19 protein-coding genes are annotated in these 17973 nt (G+C 27.9%); 7 read left to right on the top strand and 12 right to left on the bottom strand.

Annotated features, from left to right (window positions below):
* Positions 1-19: 19 nt before the first annotated feature.
* Positions 20-382: a hypothetical protein gene (locus CRV03_RS01310; protein ID WP_129083335.1), complete on the bottom strand. Its 363-nt coding sequence runs from the start codon at positions 380-382 to the stop codon at positions 20-22.
* A gap of 175 nt (positions 383-557) precedes the next feature.
* Here CRV03_RS01310 and CRV03_RS01305 point away from each other — a divergent pair, with 175 nt between their 5' ends.
* Positions 558-1607, top strand: coding sequence for a hemolysin family protein (locus tag CRV03_RS01305; protein WP_129083334.1), 1050 nt, complete (start codon positions 558-560; stop codon positions 1605-1607).
* Positions 1556-2077 (top strand): HugZ family protein, encoded by a 522-nt coding sequence (locus CRV03_RS01300; RefSeq protein WP_129083333.1) that lies wholly within the window; start codon positions 1556-1558, stop codon positions 2075-2077. The genes CRV03_RS01305 and CRV03_RS01300 overlap by 52 nt, the downstream gene beginning before the upstream one ends.
* Before the next feature lie 3 nt (positions 2078-2080).
* On the opposite strand, the gene CRV03_RS01295 is transcribed toward CRV03_RS01300, so the two are convergent.
* From CRV03_RS01295 to proV, 4 genes are all read right to left on the bottom strand, one after another.
* Complete coding sequence (locus CRV03_RS01295) at positions 2081-2419, bottom strand: MerR family transcriptional regulator (RefSeq protein WP_129083332.1); 339 nt, start codon at positions 2417-2419, stop codon at positions 2081-2083.
* An 80-nt stretch (positions 2420-2499) separates the two neighbouring features.
* Positions 2500-3477 carry a glycine betaine/L-proline ABC transporter substrate-binding protein ProX gene (gene proX / locus CRV03_RS01290; protein ID WP_129083331.1) on the bottom strand — a complete coding sequence of 326 codons (978 nt, stop codon included), beginning with the start codon at positions 3475-3477 and terminating at the stop codon, positions 2500-2502.
* A gap of 10 nt (positions 3478-3487) precedes the next feature.
* A complete protein-coding gene (proW, locus tag CRV03_RS01285; protein ID WP_129083330.1) occupies positions 3488-4501 on the bottom strand; it encodes a glycine betaine/L-proline ABC transporter permease ProW in 1014 nt (337 codons plus the stop codon).
* Positions 4494-5711: a glycine betaine/L-proline ABC transporter ATP-binding protein ProV gene (gene proV, locus CRV03_RS01280; RefSeq protein WP_129083329.1), complete on the bottom strand. Its 1218-nt coding sequence runs from the start codon at positions 5709-5711 to the stop codon at positions 4494-4496. The genes proW and proV overlap by 8 nt, the downstream gene beginning before the upstream one ends.
* A gap of 110 nt (positions 5712-5821) precedes the next feature.
* Between proV and CRV03_RS01275 the strand changes: the two genes are divergently transcribed.
* Complete coding sequence (locus CRV03_RS01275) at positions 5822-6475, top strand: tRNA-uridine aminocarboxypropyltransferase (protein ID WP_129083328.1); 654 nt, start codon at positions 5822-5824, stop codon at positions 6473-6475.
* On the opposite strand, the gene CRV03_RS01270 is transcribed toward CRV03_RS01275, so the two are convergent.
* A complete protein-coding gene (locus CRV03_RS01270; RefSeq protein ID WP_129083327.1) occupies positions 6472-7125 on the bottom strand; it encodes a hypothetical protein in 654 nt (217 codons plus the stop codon). The genes CRV03_RS01275 and CRV03_RS01270 overlap by 4 nt on opposite strands.
* A gap of 166 nt (positions 7126-7291) precedes the next feature.
* On the opposite strand from CRV03_RS01270, the gene CRV03_RS01265 reads away from it, so the two are divergent.
* On the top strand, positions 7292-8923 hold the full coding sequence (locus CRV03_RS01265; RefSeq protein ID WP_129083326.1) for a murein L,D-transpeptidase: 1632 nt from the start codon (positions 7292-7294) through the stop codon (positions 8921-8923).
* Here the strand turns inward: CRV03_RS01265 and CRV03_RS01260 are convergent.
* Positions 8900-10057, bottom strand: coding sequence for a hypothetical protein (locus tag CRV03_RS01260; RefSeq protein WP_129083325.1), 1158 nt, complete (start codon positions 10055-10057; stop codon positions 8900-8902). The two genes, CRV03_RS01265 and CRV03_RS01260, sit on opposite strands and share 24 nt — an antisense overlap.
* Before the next feature lie 82 nt (positions 10058-10139).
* Between CRV03_RS01260 and CRV03_RS01255 the strand changes: the two genes are divergently transcribed.
* The 3 genes from CRV03_RS01255 to CRV03_RS01245 all read left to right on the top strand — a co-directional run bounded on the left by CRV03_RS01255 (position 10140) and on the right by CRV03_RS01245 (position 14000).
* Positions 10140-10649: a hypothetical protein gene (locus CRV03_RS01255; protein ID WP_129083324.1), complete on the top strand. Its 510-nt coding sequence runs from the start codon at positions 10140-10142 to the stop codon at positions 10647-10649.
* Positions 10649-11329: an SDR family NAD(P)-dependent oxidoreductase gene (locus CRV03_RS01250; RefSeq protein ID WP_258238969.1), complete on the top strand. Its 681-nt coding sequence runs from the start codon at positions 10649-10651 to the stop codon at positions 11327-11329. The genes CRV03_RS01255 and CRV03_RS01250 overlap by 1 nt, the downstream gene beginning before the upstream one ends.
* A 286-nt stretch (positions 11330-11615) precedes the next feature.
* Positions 11616-14000 carry a bifunctional diguanylate cyclase/phosphodiesterase gene (locus CRV03_RS01245; RefSeq protein WP_258238968.1) on the top strand — a complete coding sequence of 795 codons (2385 nt, stop codon included), beginning with the start codon at positions 11616-11618 and terminating at the stop codon, positions 13998-14000.
* Between the two features lie 14 nt (positions 14001-14014).
* Here the strand turns inward: CRV03_RS01245 and CRV03_RS01240 are convergent, their stop codons facing one another.
* From CRV03_RS01240 to CRV03_RS01220, 5 genes are all read right to left on the bottom strand, one after another.
* A complete protein-coding gene (locus CRV03_RS01240; RefSeq protein WP_129083322.1) occupies positions 14015-14722 on the bottom strand; it encodes a ZIP family metal transporter in 708 nt (235 codons plus the stop codon).
* A 64-nt stretch (positions 14723-14786) separates the two neighbouring features.
* Positions 14787-16028, bottom strand: coding sequence for an OFA family MFS transporter (locus CRV03_RS01235; protein WP_129083321.1), 1242 nt, complete (start codon positions 16026-16028; stop codon positions 14787-14789).
* A gap of 46 nt (positions 16029-16074) precedes the next feature.
* Positions 16075-16986 (bottom strand): class I SAM-dependent methyltransferase, encoded by a 912-nt coding sequence (locus CRV03_RS01230; RefSeq protein WP_129083320.1) that lies wholly within the window; start codon positions 16984-16986, stop codon positions 16075-16077.
* Entirely contained in the window at positions 16973-17452 is a 480-nt protein-coding gene (gene greA / locus CRV03_RS01225) for a transcription elongation factor GreA (protein WP_129083319.1), read from the bottom strand. Before greA ends, CRV03_RS01230 begins: the two co-directional genes overlap by 14 nt.
* Complete coding sequence (locus CRV03_RS01220; protein ID WP_129083318.1) at positions 17449-17934, bottom strand: RNase H family protein; 486 nt, start codon at positions 17932-17934, stop codon at positions 17449-17451. The genes greA and CRV03_RS01220 overlap by 4 nt, the downstream gene beginning before the upstream one ends.
* Between the last annotated feature and the right edge of the window lie 39 nt (positions 17935-17973).

Here is a 17973-nt window from a genome sequence, read left to right as displayed (position 1 = left end):
TTGAAGCTTATACAGCTTCTTAAGCTGTTTCTTCTTTGGCTTGAGAAATCAAGTAGGCTTTTAATCTCATCATCTCATCAGTAGGATACTGATTTTCAGCCTCACCTCTTATAGCTTTTACATAAAAATCTTTTGATTGGTTATTAAAACCAAAGTTTAAATTTGTAAGGACAACTTCTTGATACGGTACAGAGTTAACTTTTACGTCTGTTGAAGAAGTTTCTTCACTCTCTTTTGCTTTTAAGAACTCTTCACGAATAACCTCTTTAGGTTCGTTTCCTTCTTTAAGTTTTGCAATTTCATTAGAAGGTTGAACCTGCTGAACTAATAATTGATTATTCTGAGCAGCTTGGTCAATTTTTGGGATTAATCCATATTCCATGATTGCCTCCTCATTGCATATAACTAATTATACAAAAAATTTTGAATTTTTGTCAAAAAAGAATACTTTAAAGATATATTTTGGTATTATATGCTGTTAATTTTAATCAAACAAAGGAGTAATTATTGGAAGATAGTTCCCAGAGGCGTAGCTTACTACAGTTTAAAGGTTCAAAATGGAACTTTTAATTATCCTCTTTATAGCCGTAATTGGCGTTTCTTTTTTATGTTCAGTTTTAGAGTCTGTGATTCTTTCAACTAACTTTTCGTATATTTCTGTTTTAGAAGAAAAAAATCCTGACGCAGGTAAACTTCTTAAGACTTTAAAAACAGATATTGACAGTTCGATTGCTTCAATTTTAATTCTTAACACTATTGCAAACACTTTAGGTGCTACTGCGATTGGTGTACAAGCACAAAATGTATTCAGCGGTGACAAAACATTAGTAATGATTGTATCAGTGGTACTAACATTTGCAATTTTATTCTTTGCAGAAATCATTCCTAAAACAATTGGTGCAGTTTATTGGAAACAATTAGCTCCTGTTGCTGCAAGAATTATTAAGTTCTTTGTAATTATTACTTATCCTATTATTGTAGCAACTCAGTTTGTTACTAAAAAGATAAAAGGAAAAGACAACAGCGATTCAATTTCTAGAGAAGAGTTAATTCACACGACTTTATTAAGTGAAGAAGAAGGTGTTATTGGAGATTTAGAGTCAGATATTATTGAGAATACTCTAACATTAAATGACATTAAAATCAAAGATATTTTAACACCAAGATCAGTTATGTATGCAATTAATAAAGACTCTATCATAAAAGATATTTTAGAAGATAAAAGAACTTATAAGTTTTCAAGAGTTCCAATATATGATGAAACAGTTGACAATATTGTAGGGGTAGTTCTTACTAAAAAGCTTTTCAAACAAGCTATTAGAGATAAAAGTGCAACAATGGAATCTATTATGAAACCTGTTTTTGCATTAAATGAGAATATTCCTGTAGGAAAAGCACTTAGCAAGTTCATTCAGAAAAAAGAGCATATGTTTATTGTTCTTGATAACTATGACCAAACAGAAGGTATTATTACTTTAGAAGATTGTATTGAAACTCTTCTTGGTTTAGAAATCATGGATGAGCTTGATACAACTGCAGATATGAGAAGACTTGCATTAAACAAAATGAAAGCAAAAAGAAAGGAAAGAGCATCGAAAGAAGCATAAAAGAGTTCCTTTCTGAATTCAAAAGTTTAGTAATCTCTTCATTAGATGAGCATAACTTACCATTTACAAGTTATGCTCCATTTATACTAAAAGACAATAAGTTTTACGTTTACCTTAGTACTATGGCTAAACACTCACATAATCTAACAAAAAATAAAAATAGCTCAATCTTTTTTATTGAAGATGAACAAAGTTGTGAAAATATTTTTGCTAGAAAAAGAGTTGTTTATCAATGTTCTACAAAAAAGCTATCTCGAGACACAGATGAATTTAATGAATTAATCTCTTTATTTGAAGATAAACATGGAAGTACTGTTTCTATGTTAAAAGATATGAAAGATTTTAGTTTTTTTGAGTTTGAAGTTGTTTCAGGGGAAGCTATTTTAGGTTTTGGAAAAGCTTATAATCTTGAGAAAAAAGATATATTTGAACTAGTGAATAGAAAAAGTTCAAAAGGACATCAAAAGTAGAAGTTATATAACTTCTACGTCTGTTACATCTACTCCAGAAAGCTTTTCTAGTCTTTGTTCTATTAATTCTAAGAAATCAGCTCTATTTTTTTCATCCATGTTATTCTCTAACATTTCAGTAATATACTTAATTCCATTTGCATTTATTTTTTTAACACTTGCTAAATAGTGAACAAACGCAATAATTTTTACATCACTAATTGAATATAATTTTTTATGAGTTTTTTTAGGAGGTAAAAGACCTTTATCTTCATACATTTTAAGTGTTCTAACTTTTGCAGTTAGTAACTCAGCAATACTACTTAAAGGTAAAACATCTTTAGCATTATCAAGTAAAGCCAATAAATATCCTTTTTTTAAACGAATTATAAATCTTTTTATTTAAAAAGAAATTAATAGGGATAAAAAGCCCTATTAATCAGTTATTTAGCTGCTTTAGCTTCTTTAATCCAAGAATCGATTTTTGCTTGATTTTTCTCTAACCAAACCTTAGCATGTCTTTTAATATCTTTTTCTTTGTTTTGACCATTTGCCATAAGCATATTTTGTCCAGAGATATCATTTACATCTATTTTAATTGTATTAAATAGTTTTGCAATATCTTTGTGATTTGTTTTTACACTAGCATTTGCAACGATTCTTTGATGATTAATATTAAATCCATAATCTGCACCATTTGGTAACTTAGTAGAATCTGTATTTGGGTTTGCACTATGAGTTACTTGTAAAAATACAACATCTTTACCAGGAACTAACTTACCAGAAACCCAGTATGGAGTCCACGTATAATAAAGAATTGATTTACCAGTTTTATAGTTTGCAATTGTATCAGCAATAAGAGCAGAATACTCTCCTTGATTATGTTCAACAGTATCTCTTAAACCATAAGCATCTAATTGATGTTCAATAACTTTCTCACATCCCCAACCTGCATTACATCCACTTAAATCTGCTTTTCCATCATTATCGTGGTCAAAAAGTTTTGCTATTTTAGGGTCTTTTAAATCATTTACATATTTGATATTATGTTTTTGAGCTGTTTTTTTGTCTATTAAATACCCTTGAGCACAGTTTAGAATAAACTTATTATATTTTGTAATTTTAGAGTCTCCACCAACTGCTTCTAACTTTGAGTTATGTAATGGGTCCCACATTGAAGCTAAAAAGTATACATCTTCACTATTTGCATTATTTGCAATAGTTTGAAAAGCGATATCATAGTTAACTTCATTTACACCTACTACTTCATGTCCCATCTTTTTTAAAACTTCAGTTACAACAAGTGTTTGAAAAACTTCTTCTGCAATTGTTGATTTTAAAACATGAACTTTTGCACCAAATAAAGAAGTAGCTACCGCAAGTGAAGCTAATCCTGTAATAATTAATTTTTTACCAAACATATAATTCTCCTTATTTTTTTAGTAATTTATAGAAAAAGCCTACTGGACCTTTTTCAAACCATTTTGTTTTATCAGTTTTATCTTTTTGTCCCATTGCTTGAGTTAATCTATCTAAAATAACAGCAAGTAAAACGATACCTAAACCACCTACCGCTGCAAGTCCAACATCAAGTCTTCCAATACCTCTTAAAACCATCTGACCTAAACCTCCAACTGCAATCATAGATGCAATAACAACCATCGATAAGGCTAACATTAGAGTTTGATTGATTCCTGCCATAATTGTAGGCATGGCAACAGGAATTTGAACTTTAAATAACATTTGCATAGAACTAGCTCCAAAAGACCTAGAGGCTTCAATTAAATCCTCTGGTACTTGTCTAATACCTAAGTTTGTAAGTCTTATTAATGGTGGTAATGCAAAAATAATAGTTACAATAACTCCTGGTACATTACCAATTCCAAATAGCATTACAATAGGAATTAAATATACAAAGGCAGGAGTTGTTTGCATTGCATCAAGAATTGGACGTACTATTTTATTTGCAGTGTCACTTTTCGCACTCCAAATTCCAAGAGGGATTCCTATAATTAAAGAGAAGACTACAGCCGTTATAACTAATGCAAGTGTAACCATTGCTTCTTCCCAAGCCCCAATAAAACCAATTATAAAAAATGATACTAAAGTACCAAGAGCCATCTTTTTAGAAGAGAACTGCAATGCAAGTAATACAAAAAATAGAATTACTACATATGGATTTAAAAATAGTAAAAAAGATTCTATTGATTTTAAAACAATATCAATTGGCACCTTTGTAGCAAGAAAGAACTCTCTAAAGTTTTCTACTGTCCAATCAATTGCATCATTTGTCCAAGTATCAAAAGGAATTAAAGCCTCTTCAAAAGGGTTTAAAAAATCAAAACTTTTTGTCTCTTCTTCTACTGTTGTTGTTTGAGACCAATCAACTGATGACTCTTTATTTTCTTGAGCAGTTGAAGCATTACCCCATGGATCATTACTCATTATCAACTCCTTCATCTAAAACTCTTAAAAGCATCGCTTTTGAGATACTTCCTTTATATCTGTTATTATCATCAACTATTGCAACAGGGAAAGAAGCTTCCGCAATATCACTAATAAAATCACTAATTGCTGTTTCGCAGTTTATAGTTTTTTGCTCAACTATCGCTGTCTCAAGAGTTCCACCTTTTGATTTTTGCTCTTTTAAAGACTCAACAGTAACTAAACCTACATATGAATTGTTTTTCTCAATAATGTATCCAAAATCTTTATCCATATCAGATAGATATTGAAGTGCAGTTTTTACTCCTGTTCCTTCTCTTCTAATAATAGTTGGATTATTTTTCTTTGCAATATGAGTTGCTGTTAAAACAGAAGTAACATCAACACCCTTGAAAAATGATTTAATATAGTCATTTGCAGGGTTGTTAACAATCTCTTCCGGTGTACCTATTTGAGAAATCTCACCATTTTGCATAATTGCAATTCTATCCCCAATCCTAATTGCCTCATCTAAATCATGGGAAATAAATACAATAGTTCTTTGCTCATTACTTTGTAACTCAATAAGCTCATCTTGCATCTCAGTTCTAATAAGTGGGTCAAGGGCAGAAAAAGCTTCATCCATAAGCATAATATCTGGGTTGTTTGCTAGTGCTCTTGCAAGCCCTACTCTTTGTTGCATACCACCACTTAATTCATCAGGATAAGAAAGTTCATGTTGTCCTAAGCCAACTTGCTCTAAAGCTTTTCTTGCTTTTTCATATCTTTCGTTTTTAGTAACACCACTTAATTCTAGTCCAAAAGAAACATTATCTATAATATTCATATGAGGCATCAAAGCAAATGATTGAAATACCATTGATATTTTTTCTCTTCTAATATCAATTAGTTCTTTATCATTTAAATTTGTTACATCAGTTTCATCAATATAAATGTTTCCCGAAGTTGGTTCAATTAGTCTATTAAGAAGTCTTACTAAAGTAGATTTACCAGAGCCTGAAAGTCCCATAATTACGAATATCTCACCTTCATAGATTTCAAAACTCGCATCTTGGACACCAATTGTCATACCAGTTTTATCAAAAATTTCTTCTTTTGATAAACCATCATTTAACATCTTTAAAGCTTTTTTAGGTTCGTCACCAAATACTTTAAAAACATTTTTTACGATTAATTTTTTCTTTTTATCAGAATTAATATTAAACTCCATTTTACTAATTATTACATTTTAGATGTAATTTTACAACATCTATTATGTATAAATATCTCTTAAAACACCATAAAGCAATAAACTTAGTAATATTTTTGTAAAATTACATTATGAATAAAATTGAAAAAGATATTAACCAAAGAGATTTTTGCTATACATGTTATAGACCTAGCGTTTCTTGTATGTGTAAGTATATAAATAAAATAGAAACAAAAACAAAATTTATAATTTTGATGCACCCTAAAGAGTTTAAAAAAACAAAAAATGGAACAGGACAATTTACAAAAAATACATTAAGTAACTCTGAGTTATTTATTGGTATAGACTTTACAAATCATGCTAAGATAAATGCCTTATTAGAAGACTCTACTAATGATTGCTATTTGTTATATCCAAGTGAAACAAGTCTAAACTTAAGTAAGGAAAAGGTTCCTTCAGAAAAGAATATTGTAATTTTTATCATTGATTCAACTTGGCCATGTTCAAAAAAAATGATAAAAAGTAGTAAAAATCTACAAAAACTAAAAATGCTTAGTTTTGATGCAGATAAAGTATCAGAGTTTAAAATAAAAAAACAACCAAATGAGTATTGTTTATCAACAATAGAATCAACTCAATATATTATTGAATTATTAAACAAGCAAAATATAGAAAATAATACAAAAGAAGAATTATCTAATATGACTAAACCTTTTAAAAAAATGGTCGAATATCAATTAGAGTGTTTAAAAAGAAGAAAAGACCCTAGGTATAAAGCCTATTAATCTTCTTCTTTAGGTGTATCACCCTCTTCTAATTCTTTTTGAGCATCTGTTTTAAGCAGTTCCTCTATTTTTTTATCTATTATATCTAATGTTTTTTCTTGTGTCTTGTAAGATATTTCAGGAAGTTCTCCTCCCCACATCTTCTCAGCTTCTTCAAATCCTTGAACAATACCTTTTCTAGCTTCTTTTAGTCCTTCTATATCATTCCCTGCAAGATTAACAACAAAAGAACTAACTCTCTCAGAAGTTTTACTTACACCAAAAAAACCTTCATCTGATACTAGTTCTTTTGCTTCATCTGGTGATAATTCAGTAATTGGCTTACCTTCGTATCCTATTGAAGCAAGACTAAATCCACCATCAATCTCTTTTCCAGAAAGAAAATCATAAATTTCAGTATTGTTAATAATATTCATCAACGAACTTTGAGCATTTGTATTAGCCTGAGAAAGCTCAACACTTTTAATATTCAAAAATACTTTCATACTCTCCATTGAGATTGAAACATTTACTGCTGAATTATGTATAGAACTATTTTTTTGTTCTATTGAAGGGCTAGCACTATTAAGGCTTTTTATATTCTGTTTTTCACTAGAGTAGTTATTAGAATATGCATCTAACGCCCTAGTATTAAAATCTATAGCTTCCATAATAAGCTCCTTATAATAGTAAATTATATTAACACAATTCTTAAAATTAGTTTAAACATAACAGAATGTATCATTAAATTTTTTAATTAGTTTTTATTTTTTTATTTTTATTTATATATTTAGTTAAAATAACCTATAATGAAAAAAACTAAATTGGTTATTTAATATGAAAACACCTTTTTTTATCTTTATTATTTTTACTTTTATACTTAATTCCTTGCTTTGTAGTACAACTTTAGAGATTAGTACTAGCAATGATAAAAGAATCAATAAGTATTATTATTATTTTAATAATCAAACAATATGGATTGATAAAAATAATCAAATTAAAGATATTGCTTTTGACTTAATTGAAGAGATAAAAGATGACAAAATACTTAAGCCTTTTGTAAATAAAATATTTAATATTAAAAAAATCGAGAATTTATTAGAACACAGAGACCATTTAGAAAAAACTAAAATAATTGAACTTGATACTCTTTTGACAAAAACTTATGATCAATATATGAACTACCTTGCAAGAGGTTTTATAAACTGGAAAAGTTTTATTGAAGAATTAGAAAAGATAGAAGAAGAGAGTGAAATAAAAGCAAAATGGTCAAAATATGAAGTAAGAAAAAACAATATAAAACTACTAAAAACATCAATTGAAAAAGATGATATAAACTATGCTTTAAAGCAAGTAAATTATACCTTTCCCTATGCCAATGATTTAGAAGAAGAGATTACAAGACTAGAAAAAATCAAAGAAACTGGAGGATATACAATAACTCCTGAAATTTTACAGCCTCTAAAAGTAGGAAATTTTTACCCACAAATAGAATTTATAAGACAAAGACTATATGAAAGCAAAGATATAGACTCCTTAGAGTGTGCAAAAGTAGTAAAAAACTGTCAATACTATTTTGATAAAAAACTTTTCAAAGCTGTAATAAATTTTCAAAAAAGATATGGTCTTATTACAGATGGAGTAATAGGGAAAAATACTATTGATAAATTAAACACACCTATTGAAGAGAAAATAAAAGTTCTTAGAGTTAATCTTGAAAGAATGAGATGGCTTCCAAGAAACCTTGGTGAGAGATATATTTTAATAAATATTCCAGCATACAAATTGAAACTATATGAAGAAAAGAAAGTTCAACTTAAAATGGATGTTATAGTAGGAAAAAAGAAGTTCCCTACTCCTATTTTTAGTCATAAAATGTCAGAGGTAATAGTTAATCCATATTGGAAAATTCCTCAAACAATTGTTAAAAATGAGATAATCCCAAAACTTGCAAAAGACTCAAAATATCTAGCAAAAGAGAATATCAAAGTATTTGAAAATTGGGATGTAAACTCTTTAGAGTTTGATGTTAGTAAAGTTGATTGGAATATGTATGTAAACAATGATTTAATAGGAACACCAAAAGAAGCTCCCATGAGATTTATACAAACCCCTGGTGGCTCAAATCCACTTGGAAGAGTTAAGTTTTTATTTCCAAATCAATACTCTGTTTATTTACATGATACACCTGAAAAACAATATTTTAAAATGAGAGAAAAAACTCTTTCCCATGGATGTATAAGACTAGAAAAACCCTTTGAACTATTTGAAAATATTCTTACTATAAACAAAGATGATATTAAAATTGTAAAGAAACTTGAAGAGAGTGATTATAAGTTAAGTAAAAAGATTCCTATTCATATAGTATATTTAACTGCTTGGGTAGAGAATGATAAACTACAGTTTAGAGATGATATTTACAACTATGATAAAATACAATCTAAACTATTGTTTGAGTCCACTTTTTAGTTTTGGCTTTAAAGTTTGGATTTCATCAAGACTTAAAAAATATTTATCTTCAACAATATATTTCATAAATCTTACTTCTGCATTTGTAAAACCATCAAGCTCTTTTTCTTTTATTGAAGTGTCTCTTTTTGTAATTCTTACTCGTCTTAATTTACCATTTTTATTTTTTACATAATATACAATATCAAAGTCACTACTATTTATTTTTTCAATAGTTACAAAAATATTTAAAATCTCTGCCTCATAACTTGGAACTAGTTTTTTAAAGTCTTCTATACTTAAAAAACCTACATAAAGCTTTGTATAAATATCAAAGAAGTTCATAAGCCTTTTTGATTTTAAAAAGTTTAAATCAACTATTTGCTCACCGTTTTGTCTTGATTTTTTTAATATCCATTCTAATGTTTGAAAGTAAATAAATTTTTTGTGCTTTATTGTATAAGCTTCTATAAATTTTTCATCAGTAAACTTAGTTTTAAAGCCCTTTTTCTTTCTATTGAATACTATCTTTTTAAGAAAATCAATATCTTCTAAATCTTTTGTAATCCAGATTGTACAATAAGCAGGAAATCTTTTTAAGCCTACTGTTCCTTCTGTTAAAATAATTAAGGCTCGTACATGTAAATGAGGGAAAAGCAGTTTTAGTAACGCATACTTTTTATCCAGTCTTTTATTTAAACTAACTGTTTTTTTAGAAGTACTCATCTCAACAAAATATAAAGCATCATCAGTAAAAAAGAGTGCATCAAACTCTGAGATATCTTTGTAGTTTGATTTATAAACAATTTGAAGACTTCTATCAATCATCAAACCAGTTTTATACTCACTATCAATTCTATTTTGATGTGGACCTTTTAATATGAACTGCTTAATAAATTTATTATTTGAAGCATACTCTAAAAGTAGCTCATAAATAATATTTTCATAAACTTCACCCTTAAAACTATTAAAGGTTGCAATATTTTCAATTGATACATCTTGTTCATTTGATTTTAGCAGTGGCTTAATATTTCGTAGATCATATTTGTAGAAGAATAGATTTTCTTCAATTTTTGAAAAGTTTAAATTTTTTATATCTTGACTTATTTTTAAATGACGCACTCTGTATAAGAAGATTTTATCTTCTTTCTCCATATTTTATTAGTTTTGGGACGATTATAGCCAAAGAAACACCATTTGTAAAGTCTGTTTAATAAAATAAAATTATAATAGAGAGATGAAGAAAATTATATTTTATGTATCAATTATTCTACTTTTTACAGCTTGTTCAAATAAAAATATTTTAGTAAAAAAAGAGTTTACAAATAGTTCTAAAAAATTATCAACTCTTATAAGTAAATCTTCTAAACATATAGATAAACAAGAGGCTGAAGAGTTTTCTAAAAATGTTATTTTATACTCTTCTTTCCTTGCTAAAAGCTATGAAGTTAATACTCATCCACTAATTCATAACACCTTAATAAATCTTAACCTAAAGGAAAAAGGTTTGTGCTATCATTACGCAAATGATTTACTAAAATACATAAAATATAAAAACTTTAAAAGTTTCAAATTTAAAAAAATTGTTTCAAATCGAAATGATTATTTTGAACATACTGCATTAATTCTAACAAGAGATGATATTTCTTTTGAAAATAGTATTGTTTTAGATGCATGGAGAGATGCAGGGAATCTATATTTTTCAAGAGTTAAAAATGATAAAAAATATATATGGGAGTTAAAATAATGATTAAAAATATACTAATAACAGGTTGTAGCTCAGGTCTTGGTTTAGCCCTTACAAAGTTATATTTAGAAAAAGGCTACAAAGTATTTGGAATAAGTAGAAGAAAACCTGATATAGAGAATGAAAACTTTACCTTTAAGGAGTTTGATTTATCAAGACTTGAAACTATAAAAGAAAATCTTACTGCTTTTATAAATGATATTAAAGAGCTTGATACTGTATTTTTAAATGCGGGAATGTTAGGCGAGATTACAAAACTATCAACAAAAGAGATACAAGAAGTTCTAAACCTGAATGTTTTTGCAAACAAAGAGTTACTAGATATCTTAGCTAAAATAAAAACAGATACTGTAGTTGGTATTTCTTCAGGAGCTTCTAAAAATGGTTCTAAAGGATGGGGTTCATACTCTTTATCAAAGTCATCTTTAAATATGTTATTAAACTTATATTCAAAAGAGATGGTAAATACAAAACTTCTTGCAATTGCTCCTGGTGTAATTGAAACACCTATGACTGACTATATTAGATTTGATATTGATGATGAAGTATTTACTTCTGCAAAAACCTTAAAAAATGGAGAGATTCAAAAGCCAGAAGATGCTGCAAAAAGATTATTTGAAACATTAAAAAGAAAAAACGAGTTTGAAAGTGGCAGTTTTCTTGATGTAAGAAAGATATAAATTCTTTAAACTATATAATTAACTTCAACTATAAATAAGCTTTATATAATGGTTATTTTGGTATTTTATAATTTTTAAAAATATTATTCAACCATTTATAAGGCTCCCAATGAACACAAAGACATTTAAAAATTATATTTTCTCTAGTAAAATTATTTTAGTAGCAATAATTTTTCTAATATGCTTTTCCTTTAGTACCTATTTACATACCTCATTAACCAAAAAAGAGTCAATCGAACACTCAACTACAATCTCAAATCAAATTTTTTCATCTATGTATCAAATTATGAGAAAGGGTTGGAGTAGAGAAGATTTAAAAATGTTTACTGACTCTTTAGAAAAGAACTTTGAGGGAACAAACTATGAAATCAATATTTATAGAGCAGATATAGTAAAAGAACTTTTTGGAGATATCAAAGAGAAACAAAAAGATACTACTTTAGTTGATGTTTTAAAAGGAGATATCAAAGAGTATAAATCTTTTGAAGATAATGTTACTAGAAATATCATTCCTCTTCAAGCTTCAAATGAGTGTCTTATGTGTCATGCTAATGCTAAAGTAGGAGATGTTTTAGGAGCAGTTGAAGTAAAACAAGATTTAAATACAATTTTTGATGAATCTAAATTTCAATTTATTATCTTCTTCTTAATTATTACTCCTATATTTTTTATCTCTGCTTTTATTTCTTCTAGATATACAAGTAAAAAAATCACTAAAAACCTTGATTTATTTAAAGAAAAAGTAGAAAGAATCAACTCAGTAGATGATTTCAAACAGTTTGACTCAAAAAATATTGACCTATATTTTAAAGAGTTTAATGAAATCATTCAAAATGTAGATACTATGGCGGAGAAACTTAAAAATGTAGCTGTAGACAAAGAGTTATTAGAGTTTGAAATTAAACTTCTTGATAAGTTTATTATTACTTCAGATGTTGTAAAAGACTGGAGAGAGTATATTTGTGACCTTCTTTTAGAAATTAATAAGATTATGGAAACATATACTTTAATGACTATGTTCAGAGTAGATGATGACCAGTTTGAAGTAGATATCTTCTGGCTAGGAGTTCCTAGAGAAGAAGTAAAAGTTGTTTTTGAGGATTATATAAATAATGTAATCAAAACTTCAGAATACTTTGAAGGAATGACTGACTTTAAAATCAAACACATTATTGCAAATAGAGATAAAAAACTTGACAACCTAAGAAGAGAAGATATTGAATATAGATCTAAATCATTATTCTTAGATACTCCAAAAATTGGGGGAATTGTAGGTATTGGTTTACAATCAGTTTTATCAACAGACCCAATTAGATATATTGTTGTTGACTCTATTTTAACAACTATGGCTAACTTAGTTGGTTCAGTTAAAGCTATTAATAAATATACACAAGACTTAGAATACTATGCAGCAAGAGACCCATTAACAGACCTTTTCAACCAAAGAGTATTTAATGATATGATGATTTATGAAATCAAAAGAGCAAAAAAACATGACTACTCTTTTGCTTTAATGATTATTGATTGTGATAACTTTAAACCTATAAATGATAACTTTGGACATGCATTTGGAGATAAATTCCTTCAAACAATTGCTGATATCTTAGAAGAAGAAAAAAGAGATGAAGATATTGTTGCAAGATATGGTGGAGATGAATTTACTATTATCCTACCAGAGTGTGATGCAAACGGTGCACACACAGTTGCCCAAAGAATTTCTCAAAGAATTGAAAATGAAAAACTTCTTGCTCCAGATGATACATATGTAGGAATTACAATTTCTATTGGTATTTCAGTATATCCAGAGCACACAACGTCTCAAAAAGAGATGTTTATTATTGCTGACCATATGATGTATGAAGCAAAAGATGAAGGTAAAAACTCAATCAAACTTCCTACAAAACAAAATGTATCTGAGATTTTAAAAATAAACCAAGAGAAATCAGCACTACTTATTTCTGCTATTGAAAACAATGAAATCTATCCATATTTCCAACCTATTAAACCAGGACTAAGTAATGATAACAACCTTGTTATTCATGAACTTCTTATGAGAATTAAACATGATGAAAAAGTATTCTCTGCCTTTGAATTTATTGAGATTGCTGAAGCTAGAGGGTTAATCAATAAAATGGATTTAATGGTTATAGAAAAAGCCTTTGAAAAAATACAAACAACTAATTATGAAGGTGTTTTATTTATCAATCTTTCACCTAAATCTTTAATAGTAAATGACTTTATAAATCAAATTAATAGTTTAGTAAACAAATATAGTATTGACAAAGAAAAAATCGTATTTGAAATTACAGAGAGAGAAACAGTTAAAAACTTCTCATTACTTGAAAAATTTGTACATAACCTAAAACTAGAAGGTTTCAAGTTTGCTATTGATGATTTTGGTTCTGGGTTCTCATCATTCCACTATATTAAAAAATTCCCTATTGATTATTTAAAAATTGATGGTGATTTTATTATCAATATTAATAAAGATGAAAAAGATAAAGCCTTTGTTAACTCTATTGTTACCCTAGCAAAAGAGTTAAATGTACAAACAATTGCAGAGTTTGTAGAAAGTCAAGAGATAGTTGAAACTTTAGATGAACTAGATATAGATTACTGCCAAGGTTATCATATTGGAAAACCTTCTGAAGAGTTCATTTCACTTAGATAAAACAATTTGAAGCACTATAAAAGTGCTTCACCTAACATACCCACTAAAAAGCCTAAATTAACTCCAAAAGCTATAAATCTACTATTTTTTAACTTCATTGATGGAGCTATATCTTCAAAGATTAAATATAAGATTCCACCTGCTGCAAATAACATCAAAGAAGAAGTAAGTTCTGTATTGTCCTTTAAAAGATAAAAACCAACTAAGGAGAATACTACACCAGTAAAACTTAGTACAAATAACATAGTTAAAGCTTTAGGCTTTGAAAAAGCAGAAGACCTTAACTCTATGTAAGAAGTAAAAGCTTCAGGTAGATTTTGACAAGCAATAAATATAGCTAATAAGATACCCGTATTATAATCATAAATAAACACTGCTCCTAAGGCAATTGATTCAGGAATAAAATCTAAAAGCATAGAAAGAAACTGAGGAATTGAAGTTTTATTTTTATGAATATAATCATCTAAAAAATAAAAAACAATAGCTCCAAGTAAAAAGATTAAAATACTAAAACCTATACTTAAACTATGCATTCCTTTAGGAACTAATACAAAAGCAACGGCAGCAAGCATAATTCCTGTTGCAAAAGCTGTGGCAAAATGAACTATTTCAATTTTTATTTTTCTATTTAAAACAGTTTTTTCAAAGAAGTAAGAAAGAATTCCACCAATAAAAACAGTAGAACCTGCAAGAAAAGCGAATATTATTATTTCATAAGGCATAAAAAAAGACTCCATAAATATAATATTTCATTATATCATAGAGTCTATTTTTAATTTATTTAGATTAGTGTTTTTGTTTTTTTTGAATTGATTTGATATTTATTAACATTGCAATTGATACAAATAAGGCAATTACAAAGAATCCTGCAAATACATATAGTGTTTGAGAATAACTTCCAGTCATATCTTTTACAATAGAGATAATAAGTGGTCCAACTAAACCTGCTGCTGCCCATGCAGTTAAAATATACCCATGAATAGCTCCAAGCTCTTTTGTTCCAAAAATATCACCAATATAAGCTGGAATAGAAGCAAAACCACCACCATAACAAGTCATGATAAAGTATAAAACAACTTGGAAAATCATAATCTCAGTAATTGATGGTAATACATAAAAGGCAATAGCTTGTGTTAAAAAGAAAATAATATAAACAACTGGTCTTGTTAAATAATCACTTAATGAAGCCCAGAATATTCTTCCTGCACCATTAAAAATTCCCATTAAACCAACTGCTGCCGCAGCTGCTATTGCTGAGATTCCTATAACTTCTTGTAAAAGTGGTGAAGCAACACCAATAATTGCAATACCACAAGTAACATTGATAAATAACATTACCCAAAGACCATAAAATCTAGGTGTTTTAACTGCTTCATTTAAACCTAAAGTTTGTAAGTCTTTTTTTAATTTCTTTTTACCCTCTTTTAGTTTCTTTTTAAACTTCTTAGGTAAATAGTCTTCTTCTGGTTTTTCTAAATATAATGCTGAAGAAAACATAACAACAAAGTATGTAGCACCTAAAATAAAGAATGTTGAAGCAATTCCAACTTTCTCAATTAAGATTTCAATAGTTGGTCCCCAAACTGCTGAAGCGAAACCAAATCCCATAATTGCAAGTCCAGTTGCCATTCCTCTTTTATCAGGGAACCATTTTACTAAAGTTGAAACAGGAGCAATATACCCTATACCTAAACCACATCCACCTAATACTCCATAAAAGAAGTATAATAAAGCTTTTGATTCCATCAAGATTGCTAAACCAGACCCAGCTGTTCCTAAAGCAAATAAAGATGCAGAAATAATTGCAGAAACTCTAGGTCCATTTTTCTCAACAAATTTTCCCATAAGTGCTGCACTTAATCCTAAGAAGAAAATAGCAATACTAAATGCTATTGTTACATCTGTCAAAGTCCAGTTCATTTGTGTTTGAATTGGGTTTACATATACACTCCAAGCATATACAGACCCAATACAAATATGAACACCCACTGCCGCTAAAGCCATTAACCAACGATTTTTTTCAACCATGCGATTTCCCTGTTCTTAAAGTAGGCAGATTTTATCTAAAAAAATATTAAGCTTTTTCAAAAACCAAATTTTTTAAACTTCTTTCTTCATTATCTGTAGGAAATGTACTCAAATTATCAATTTTTCTTATAAATCTAAAACTTGAAGCTTCTTCTTTAAACAACTCTTTTATAAAGTTTGAGTCTAGTTCTGGAGCATTTAAACATGATAAAACAACACATTCTTTAGATGCTAATTCATCAAGTTTTCTTATTATTTTTCTATAATCTTTTGTTGCTGCAAAACTTCCTTTTTGAAAAGAAGGTGGGTCTATAATTATAATATCATAGGGTGCAAATTTCCTTATTTTACTCCATGATTTTAAAATATTAAAAGGTAAAAATTTTACCTTTTTTAAGTCCAAAGCATTTATTGAATGATTTTCACGTCCAGTATTTAAAGCATTTTTAGCCATATCTACATTTACTACTTGCTTTGCTCCTGCATTTATAGAAGCTACAGAAAAAGCACAGGTATATGAAAATAGATTTAAGACATTTTTACCTTTACAAACTGAAGAGATAAACTCTCGTCCTTTTTTCATATCTGCAAAGTACCCAATATTTTTATTTAAAAAGTTTAGTTGATATTTTAAACCATGTTCAATAGCTTGTGTCTGCTTTGGTAAAACACCTTTTAATACTTCATTTTCTCCACCATTTAAATATCTTCTTTGGAGGATTAAACACTCAAAATCATACTCTTCATAAATTGACTCTAAAAGTTTTAAAAGCTCTTCTTCTACTTCTTTTTCTATCTCTTCAAAAAAGACAGTAAATAGTATATTATCTATGCTATCAATTGTTAAAAAAGAAAATTTTTCATAGAAGTTTCCCCTACCATGAAAAACTCTTTTAAACTCTTTTGTTTTATTTTTTAAATTCTCTTTTAGAGTATTTTCTAAATCATTTATATTCATATTTTTTTATCTCTATTACTTCATATTCATATGTTTCATTATTTATTGTAAACTCAAACTCTTCATTTAACTCTTTTGCTAAAAGTGCTCTACCAAGGGGAGATTTATTTGAAATTAGATTTTTATTTGGATTAGTTTCATATGTTCCAACTATACAAAAAGTTTTTTCTTCTTCTGTTTCTAAATTTAGAAGCTTTACACAAGAGCCAAAGTTTACTTTTTCATGGGGAATTTTATTTATATCAATTACATCACTATTTTTAATAATTCTATCTAAAAACCTAAGTCTTTTATCAATATTCCTAATCATCTCTTTTGCAGAAATATACTCAGCATTTTCACTTCTATCACCAAATTGAGCTGCTATTTCTTTCTCTTTTACCCAATGAGGTTTTTCTACTTTTAAAAGCTTATTAAATTCACTTACAAACTTTTGGTAGCCTTGTTCTGTTATTAATTCTTTCATTTTGAAATTGTATCTAAAGTTATATTTCTAAGCTCTTTTCTTGCTTTTTTATCTACTTTTGAAAAAACTAAATCAATTTCATCTTTTAGTGAGCTTTTTTTATGTCCTTTTACTTTTATAAACTCTAAATCATATTTTTCATTTAGATAAAAAAACTCTTCATATAATAGATGATTTTTGATTTTTTTATTTGTTGAAGTAAAATAGTTATTCTTTTTTAATTTTTTTTCTCTATTTAAAAGAGAAAAGATATTTTGACAATCAGTATAAATAAGAAGTTTATCTTTACTATCAATAGTTTTCAAAGCCCAAAGTAAACACTCTAGTTCTAATTTTGTTGAAGATGTATCCTCAAACTTTTTTATCTTGATTTTATTTTCATCAAAATTTTCTATCTCATCACAAAGATAAAATGCACCAATACCCACTTTACTCTTTGGATTAACACTTCCATCTACAAAAACTTTTTTTATTTTTTCCATGGGAAATTATAGCTACTTTTTCTATATTGTAGATTTTAT

The organism is Arcobacter sp. F155 (genome assembly GCF_004116455.1).
Taxonomy (GTDB): Bacteria; Campylobacterota; Campylobacteria; order Campylobacterales; family Arcobacteraceae; genus Halarcobacter.
Note: the sequence above shows the minus strand (reverse complement) of the source record. Positions and strands in the feature narration are given on the sequence as shown.

What these genes read in the sequence shown, in the direction of transcription:
- CRV03_RS01255 (WP_129083324.1), top strand. Translation starts at nt 10,140, where the DNA reads ATGAAGAAAATTATATTTTATGTATCAATTATTCTACTTTTTACAGCT.
- greA (WP_129083319.1), bottom strand. Translation starts at nt 17,452, where the DNA reads ATGAAAGAATTAATAACAGAACAAGGCTACCAAAAGTTTGTAAGTGAA.
- CRV03_RS01275 (WP_129083328.1), top strand. Translation starts at nt 5,822, where the DNA reads ATGAATAAAATTGAAAAAGATATTAACCAAAGAGATTTTTGCTATACA.
- CRV03_RS01250 (WP_258238969.1), top strand. Translation starts at nt 10,649, where the DNA reads ATGATTAAAAATATACTAATAACAGGTTGTAGCTCAGGTCTTGGTTTA.
- CRV03_RS01305 (WP_129083334.1), top strand. Translation starts at nt 558, where the DNA reads ATGGAACTTTTAATTATCCTCTTTATAGCCGTAATTGGCGTTTCTTTT.
- CRV03_RS01220 (WP_129083318.1), bottom strand. Translation starts at nt 17,934, where the DNA reads ATGGAAAAAATAAAAAAAGTTTTTGTAGATGGAAGTGTTAATCCAAAG.
- CRV03_RS01230 (WP_129083320.1), bottom strand. Translation starts at nt 16,986, where the DNA reads ATGAATATAAATGATTTAGAAAATACTCTAAAAGAGAATTTAAAAAAT.
- proX (WP_129083331.1), bottom strand. Translation starts at nt 3,477, where the DNA reads ATGTTTGGTAAAAAATTAATTATTACAGGATTAGCTTCACTTGCGGTA.
- CRV03_RS01270 (WP_129083327.1), bottom strand. Translation starts at nt 7,125, where the DNA reads ATGGAAGCTATAGATTTTAATACTAGGGCGTTAGATGCATATTCTAAT.
- CRV03_RS01240 (WP_129083322.1), bottom strand. Translation starts at nt 14,722, where the DNA reads ATGCCTTATGAAATAATAATATTCGCTTTTCTTGCAGGTTCTACTGTT.
- proW (WP_129083330.1), bottom strand. Translation starts at nt 4,501, where the DNA reads ATGAGTAATGATCCATGGGGTAATGCTTCAACTGCTCAAGAAAATAAA.
- CRV03_RS01235 (WP_129083321.1), bottom strand. Translation starts at nt 16,028, where the DNA reads ATGGTTGAAAAAAATCGTTGGTTAATGGCTTTAGCGGCAGTGGGTGTT.
- CRV03_RS01310 (WP_129083335.1), bottom strand. Translation starts at nt 382, where the DNA reads ATGGAATATGGATTAATCCCAAAAATTGACCAAGCTGCTCAGAATAAT.
- proV (WP_129083329.1), bottom strand. Translation starts at nt 5,711, where the DNA reads ATGGAGTTTAATATTAATTCTGATAAAAAGAAAAAATTAATCGTAAAA.
- CRV03_RS01245 (WP_258238968.1), top strand. Translation starts at nt 11,616, where the DNA reads ATGAGAAAGGGTTGGAGTAGAGAAGATTTAAAAATGTTTACTGACTCT.
- CRV03_RS01260 (WP_129083325.1), bottom strand. Translation starts at nt 10,057, where the DNA reads ATGGAGAAAGAAGATAAAATCTTCTTATACAGAGTGCGTCATTTAAAA.
- CRV03_RS01265 (WP_129083326.1), top strand. Translation starts at nt 7,292, where the DNA reads ATGAAAACACCTTTTTTTATCTTTATTATTTTTACTTTTATACTTAAT.